The sequence below is a fragment of the Nostoc sp. S13 genome (assembly GCF_029379315.1).
Classification (GTDB): domain Bacteria; phylum Cyanobacteriota; class Cyanobacteriia; order Cyanobacteriales; family Nostocaceae; genus Nostoc.
On the sequence record NZ_JAQYWQ010000090.1, the window covers coordinates 23,375 to 30,310 of the forward strand.

General features: G+C 44.1%; 7 protein-coding genes. 4 read left to right on the forward strand and 3 right to left on the reverse strand.

The window, feature by feature from the left end:
* From PUQ00_RS23535 to PUQ00_RS23545, 3 genes are all read right to left on the reverse strand, one after another.
* On the reverse strand, positions 1-207 hold the full coding sequence (locus tag PUQ00_RS23535) for a hypothetical protein (RefSeq protein ID WP_300421406.1): 207 nt from the start codon (positions 205-207) through the stop codon (positions 1-3).
* Positions 208-295: 88 nt separating this feature from the next.
* A complete protein-coding gene (locus tag PUQ00_RS23540; protein ID WP_300421408.1) occupies positions 296-943 on the reverse strand; it encodes a response regulator transcription factor in 648 nt (215 codons plus the stop codon).
* 2 nt (positions 944-945) lie between these two features.
* Positions 946-2,310: a sensor histidine kinase gene (locus tag PUQ00_RS23545; protein ID WP_334740801.1), complete on the reverse strand. Its 1,365-nt coding sequence runs from the start codon at positions 2,308-2,310 to the stop codon at positions 946-948.
* 496 nt (positions 2,311-2,806) lie between these two features.
* Here PUQ00_RS23545 and PUQ00_RS23550 point away from each other — a divergent pair, with 496 nt between their 5' ends.
* The 4 genes from PUQ00_RS23550 (at position 2,807) to PUQ00_RS23565 (ending at position 6,769) form a co-directional block, all read left to right on the forward strand.
* Entirely contained in the window at positions 2,807-3,172 is a 366-nt protein-coding gene (locus tag PUQ00_RS23550) for a hypothetical protein (RefSeq protein ID WP_300421410.1), read from the forward strand.
* A 360-nt stretch (positions 3,173-3,532) separates the two neighbouring features.
* A complete protein-coding gene (locus PUQ00_RS23555) occupies positions 3,533-4,813 on the forward strand; it encodes a S41 family peptidase (RefSeq protein ID WP_300421412.1) in 1,281 nt (426 codons plus the stop codon).
* A gap of 45 nt (positions 4,814-4,858) precedes the next feature.
* Complete coding sequence (locus PUQ00_RS23560; RefSeq protein ID WP_300421413.1) at positions 4,859-5,767, forward strand: hypothetical protein; 909 nt, start codon at positions 4,859-4,861, stop codon at positions 5,765-5,767.
* A gap of 21 nt (positions 5,768-5,788) precedes the next feature.
* The gene (locus PUQ00_RS23565; RefSeq protein WP_300421414.1) at positions 5,789-6,769 is read left to right on the forward strand and encodes an RpoD/SigA family RNA polymerase sigma factor; all 981 of its coding nucleotides are present in this window, start codon (positions 5,789-5,791) and stop codon (positions 6,767-6,769) included.
* The last annotated feature ends 167 nt before the right edge of the window (positions 6,770-6,936 follow it).

The window sequence follows — 6,936 nt, forward strand, 5'->3', positions numbered from 1 at the left end:
TCAGAATGAATTCTGTACGACTGGTGGATGAATAATCGGCGTTTTTGCACCCCCACCAAATTTTCTTGTTTTGTGGTCAACTTTCGTAGTCGCGGGTCTGAATCCCCGACTGATAGCGTAGCGGTAGCGAGTCCGCGTTCGCGCAGCGTCTCGCAGAGAGCGTCTTGATTCTGACTCCTGAATTCTGACTTCTGAATTCTTCTTCAATCACAATAATTCGTCATTGATAATGACGCTCTCTACCAGACGCGCAAGAGACGCGGATTCGTGAGCGTCATTACGAATTAGGAGAGCGTTATTTAAGTCTACCAAACAACGAATGGGCAAACAAAGCGGCTTGAGTGCGATCGCGTAAATTCAACCGACTCAGAATATTGGTAACATAATTCTTAACAGTATTTTCTGAAAGAAACAGCGATTCGGCAATTTCACGATTATTCGCTCCACAAGCAATTAACCGCAATACATCTAATTCTCTGGGTGTCAGGTGCGTCAATTCTGGAGGGGGTTCCACCGACGGCACAGGTGCGGCAATCGGCATGAGTACTTTCTCAAACAATCCCGGGCCGAGTAGGGTTTGTCCCTTGTAGACGGATCGAATTGCCAACATTAGTTCATCTGGTTCGGTGTCTTTGAGCAAATAGCCCTTTGCACCCAGCCGCATCGCCTGGGAAACATATTCGTCATCATCGAAGGTGGTGAGGACGAGAACCTTAATCTCAGGATAATGTTGAGCGATCGCTTTTGTGGCGGCAACTCCATCCATAACGGGCATTCGGATATCCATTAGCACAATATCGGGTTGCAGTGCCGCAATCAGCTCGAGCGCCCGTTGCCCATTCTCTGCCTCACCGATTACCTGCATCTGGGCATTCGACTCAAGCATACTCTTAAGTCCCTGGCGAATCAGATGCTGATCGTCAACTAATAAAATCCGAATCATAGTTAAAACACCAACAGCTTTGATAGTGGCAAAGAAACAGAAATACAACAACCTGTTCCTAATTGACTGTGGAGATTCAACTGAGCGCCCAGTGCAACCGCCCGTTCTCGCATCCCTTGTAGCCCAAACCCGGTTGTATTTTGAGTGGGGTTAAACCCTTTTCCATTATCTTCGATTGACAGATGAATCATTCCAGAGTGAACCAGTAGTCCAACGGTGACACTCGTCGCCTGAGCATGTTTGCAAATATTTGTCAACGATTCTTGGACAATCCGGTAAAGAGCCGTGTTTACTTCTGTTGGTAAAGTCTGCGGTAGATCAATTTTACAGGACGGTTGAATACCTGTGGTTTGCTGAAAATCTGTCAGCAGCTTTTCAATGGCTGATTTGAGAGATTGCCCTTGCAAAGGATTTGAACGCAAAACAGAAAGCGATCGCCGAATTTCCAGCAGCGCCTCAGCCCCCAGTTGCTTTGCCTGTTTGAGAAATGTCAATGCTTTGTCATTATTTGATTGCCAGAACAACAGGGTGTTATTAATCTGAATGGTTTGGGCGGCGAGAGTGTGTCCCAACCCATCATGAATTTCGCGGGCAATTCGGTTGCGTTCCTGCAAAGTTGCCTGATCTTCAATCCGTAGCGCATACTGGCACAGTTGTTGATTGATCACCTCTAATTGCTGATGGGCAATTTCTAACTGCTCTCGACTTTGGCGCTCTGCAAGCAGTGCATTAATTAATAATAAAGCGAATACTAACGTTAAGCTAAACAATAACATATTACTTAATCGCCAATCCCAGGACATGGCGATTATCTTATCTCGCATAAAATTCTTAGGTTCAATGGGTCTTGACAAAAACAGTGTTCCATGAGACACCAGAGATAAAATCAAGACAACCAACTGTCCCGATCGCTTAAATATAAGACAACTCCGCATTACCAGTACCAGACACAGCAGCAAAAAGGAGCGAGGAGATAAGCTATGTTGAGTTGCTGGTAGCCAAATTAAACCTAATTCCAGGGCTGTATAAAGTAATTTTGTTTCCAGCTTCACCATTGGCAGTTTCAAGCCCATCAAGCTGAAGATGGCGATCGCTAGAACTCGTAGCAGCAACGACCACGACAACTGAAACGGCAGCAGAACTTCCATGAACATTGCCGTGGCTAATAACAGCCACTCTAGGTAAAGCAACAGACGAAACGATGGGTAGGTCAAGCGAACCATAGAACTGTTCCAACTCAATGGCCTTTGTAACAAAACCATAGGTATTTTCACAATTTTAGAGGGAAATAGTTGCAGAAGTCGGATATCTGGGCGCTGTGAATCATGCTGACTTTTCAGGGGATCTGGAAAACCTCTCTTCTTCATCTCTCTCCTTTTAAGCTGTTACGTATACAACTTGCATTATCAGGGCGGGCAGGATGCCCACCCCACAATCATCTTGAAAAAATATTAGTGCAAATTAAAGGCGCAACAGCTTAGGAGAGATTTTGAATTTTCCTTCTTAGAGCGTCGGCAAAGAAGTTAAGGGGTTAGGTTTTTCGTGGGCTTTTCCACATGACGTAAAAAGTCAGGTGGCTGATGAAACTCTTCTTCCTTTCTTCCTATATAACGAATCTGTCTCTAGTATCGCTAGAGCCGTTCCGACTGATTAACTATTTCTAAATTAGGAAAAAAGTCACAATGAGTTAAGTACTTTTTTACTGGTTAGGTTAGGAATTCTAGCTCATGCACAAACCCATCCCAACTTCTAAGATTAGGTTGTGTAAATAAAGTAGCAACTTTTCAAACATCTTCTAAACAGTCATAAACGGAAATTGAGTCAGAACACTTGTATTACACACAAAAAAAACAATAGAAGTAAATGATTAAAAAACAGATAATTCTACCAACCCTTCTCCTTGCAACTATCCTGATTGGAGGAATGACAGGTTGCAACAGTTCTAAGTCTCCAGATGTGTCTCAAGGGGACAACTCTGGGACAAAGGTATCTGATACAACAAACTCTCCGGCATCGAATACGCCGGAACGCGCCCAGAAGCGCGAAGCAGTTCGCAAGCAAGTTGAGGCAGTTCTAACCCCAGATCAGGTAAAGCAATTGTCAGCGAAATTGCAACAAGGTGAAAAAATGCGTAAAGCAGTGTCGAGCCTGAATCTTACGCCTGAACAAAAGACTAAAATTCAGGATATTTTTAAGACTGCCTATCCTCACCGTCAAGGGCAATCCTAAAATAATTCCTAGTAGTTTTATAAGAAGAATTCAGGAAGAGCCAGTGCGGTCTTCTCCCTACAGCCCTTCTCTACGAGACGCTCCGCGAACGGGCATCCTACGGCAGGCGCTAGCCTCTCCCTTTGGGATGAAGGGGAGACGCTAAGAGCGATAGCACAGCGTAAAGCCTTCTCTTCTCCCAAGGGGAGACGCTACGCGAACGAGAGTCCGCGAGCGTCTGGGGGTTTCCCAAGTGGAGCAACTGGCGTTCAGTCGTCACAGCAGGAATTATGTACGACTGGGGGTATTCAGTCCTTTACTGATTGCATTCTGAATTCGGTATTCTGTATTTATTCTGTATTCTTCTTCAATAGTTCAACTATGTTCAAGCAAAAATTGATCGTCAAGATAGAACTCGCCGTTATGGCAGTAATCCTGACAGGGACTAGTTTATACGCTTCAACAGCTCTAGGTAAAGCCCAACCTAGCCCCAAACAAATGGTGGATGAGGTCTGGCAAATCCTGAATAAAAATTATGTTGATGTCAGCTTTAATCATCAAGATTGGAAAGCAATTCGACAGCAGTATATTAGCCGTTCCTATAGTTCCAAGAAACAGGCTTATGGGGCGATTCAAGAAATGGTGGCTAAATTAGGCGATCGCTACACGGAGTTTTTCGACCCCCAGGAATTCCAAGCCTTAAATAACGATCTTTCTGGCAACCTCAGTGGTGTCGGGCTGGAACTGGCACAGAATGAAAAAACCAAAGCTTTAACCGTTGTCGCCCCGATTGAAGGAACGCCTGCTTTTAAAGCGGGTATTTTACCCGACGATGTAATTATCCAGATTAACGGTCAAATAACTCAGGGAATGAAAATTGAGGATGCCGTGAAGCGGATTCTCGGCCCGGTGGGAACCAAGGTAGTACTGACGATTCAACGGGGGAATCAATCGCAAACTTTCAAACTTACCCGCGCAAATATTGCGATCCATCCGATAACTTACAACACGCAAACAACAACAGCAGGTAAGATTGGTTACATTCGCTTGCCAGAGTTTACGCAAACGGCGGCAGCAGAGATGCATCGGGCAATTCAAGCATTAGAAAAACAGCAGGTGCAGGGCTACGTTTTGGATCTGCGTTCCGATCCAGGTGGACTACTGGATGCGAGTTTGCAAATTGCCAGTATGTGGTTGAAGCAAGGGGCGATCGTGTCTTTAGTAAATCGAGACCAAGTTAAACAGAGCTACAATGCGACGGGACATCCTCTCAGCAACAAACCCTTAGTAATACTGGTGGATAAAGGATCAGCCAGCGCCAGCGAAATTCTGTCGGGAGCGCTGCAAGATGACAATCGCGCCAGGTTAGTAGGGACTCGCACCTTCGGTAAAGGTTTAGTTCAATCTGTAGAGCCTCTGGAAGATGGTTCGGCACTGAAACTAACGATCGCTAAATACTACACACCGAAAGGTCGAGATATCAATCATGTCGGCATTGCACCAGATATTAATGTGGAGTTAACCCAGGCACAACAGAAAGCATTAGTACAAAACCGAACTTTGGGGACACCAGCTGATCCTCAGTATGCTAGCGCCGTTGCTGACCTGAGCAAATTGATTCAGTCGGAGGCTAATCATGTGAGTTTGCAGCGTGGGAAATAAGTATACGGATACTTGTCAACAAGTCAGGAACTGTATATTTCAACCATGTCAACCCGCAAAGCCCAACGACTTCAAATTTGTGAACCAGTCCCAGGTCTGAAAATCCTGGTTCAACTCAGTAACACTCCCCTAGTGCGGATAGTCATAGCTACTGTTACCCACCATCAGCTAGCGATCGTCGGAGTTGTATTTGTTGCCACCTTGGTTTTTGCTATGCGGGAAAACGCCCCCTGGCTGACAGTGCCTAAACAGGTGGCGATTGAATTCTTTTCTGCTGTATCCCAGTCCCTAGCTGCTTTATTGGGGGTGTTAATTGTTTTCCTGACGTTTAATAGTCAGTTGATCGCTCAAAGGCGGCATGAGGACTACTATACACTTCAGATTCAGATTGACCAACTCATTCGTTTAACTCAGTCTCTTCCCGCCGAACTCAGTAATTTTGAGGAAACTCTGATCGCGCTGATTAACTATTTAGTTCCCTTGCATTTAAAGGATTTCCCAATCTGGGCAACTAGCTCCCAGGTGCTACCTTTGGACAAGCTTTTAGATAATTTCAAGAATGAACATGAATGGGCGCAAGTGCAGCAACAATCCTCCTTAGCTACCCATTTGTACCGACAACAAATTTTACTTGTCATCAATAACATGCAAGAAATCCTAGAAGGATTTTCCCGGCTTTACAATCGCATCCTAGAGATGAGCCGTTTTATTCTTGCAATCATCAAGTTGTCCTTTCTCCTGGGAGTTTCACTCCTGTTTTTGCTGTTATTTGGGATTATCGATTTGCAGAGGAAGTTTCCCGATCTCAGCCTACCTGTCACTGTTTCTCTAGCAATTTGGGTGTTGATTGCTCTTTTAGAGCTAGTGCTTGATACCTGGTTTTTGTATAAAAACCTTTACGGCTCGTCTAGTCATTATCTACGGTTTTTCCCTAATAAAAAATACCCTAATTAATAGGCAGAGGCTAACCTCACTATGAGTAACTTAACATTCTCAGATACCAAAGTTAGTAACACAAGTAAAGCATCTCAATTACCAACTGATGCAGTACGTACCTATCTTAAAGCAATTGGACGGATACCTCTGTTAACCCACGAGCAAGAAATTTTTTTTGCCCGACAAATTCAGCAGATGATCACAATACTTGCTCAATCAGAAAAACTAGCTATTGAATTAAAGCGTACACCCACACTGTCAGAATGGGCTAACCAGATGCAGTTAAGTGAACAGGAACTACTTCAGCAGCTAAATCAAGGGAAAAAAGCCAAGCAGAAAATGATCGCGGCTAATCTCCGGCTGGTGGTGTCAATTGCCAAGCAATATCAGAGACGTAACTTAGAACTTCTAGACTTAATTCAAGAAGGTACTTTAGGTTTGGAGAGAGGGGTTGATAAATTCAATCCGGCTCTAGGATACAAGTTTTCAACCTACGCTTACTGGTGGATTCGTCAGGGAATTACCAGAGCGATCGCCCAGCAAGGACGCGCGATTCGATTACCCAGTCACATCAATGAAAAGTTAAACAAAATTAAGCGTGTTCAGCGAGATTTATCTCAAAAACTGGGTCGCATTCCCACCAGTACGGAAATTGCTCATGCACTTTCTTTAAAGCCTAGTCAGATTCGAGAATTTTTGCTTTTGGCTCGTCAAACTATCTCCCTTGATATTCGAGTTGGGCCAGAGAAAGATACAGAATTACAAGATTTAATAAAAGATTACAGATATTCTGATAACGGTTATACCACCGAGGAATCTCTCAATCAGGACGTTGAAAATTTATTGGCAAATCTGCCTATACAACAACAAGAGATATTAAGGTTGCATTTTGGTTTGATAGACGGTAACGAACTCTCTCTAGAACAGATTGCTCAACGTATGGGTATTAGTCGGGAACGAGTCCGGCAGATAGAAAAACAAGCTCTCCAACTTTTACATCAGCAGCTAAGTAAGTATTGAAGAAGAATACATTCGTCAGAATACATTCGTCAGAATGCAATCAGTGGGGGATTCAGACCCGCCACTACGAAAGTTGACCACAAAACAAGAAAATTTGGTGGGGGTGCAAAAACGCCGTTTATTCATCCACCAGTCGCACAAAATACCCAAGTGAATTCTGGCGACTG

What these genes read in the sequence shown, in the direction of transcription:
- PUQ00_RS23540 (WP_300421408.1), bottom strand. Translation starts at nt 943, where the DNA reads ATGATTCGGATTTTATTAGTTGACGATCAGCATCTGATTCGCCAGGGA.
- PUQ00_RS23545 (WP_334740801.1), bottom strand. Translation starts at nt 2,310, where the DNA reads ATGAAGAAGAGAGGTTTTCCAGATCCCCTGAAAAGTCAGCATGATTCA.
- PUQ00_RS23550 (WP_300421410.1), top strand. Translation starts at nt 2,807, where the DNA reads ATGATTAAAAAACAGATAATTCTACCAACCCTTCTCCTTGCAACTATC.
- PUQ00_RS23555 (WP_300421412.1), top strand. Translation starts at nt 3,533, where the DNA reads ATGTTCAAGCAAAAATTGATCGTCAAGATAGAACTCGCCGTTATGGCA.
- PUQ00_RS23560 (WP_300421413.1), top strand. Translation starts at nt 4,859, where the DNA reads ATGTCAACCCGCAAAGCCCAACGACTTCAAATTTGTGAACCAGTCCCA.
- PUQ00_RS23565 (WP_300421414.1), top strand. Translation starts at nt 5,789, where the DNA reads ATGAGTAACTTAACATTCTCAGATACCAAAGTTAGTAACACAAGTAAA.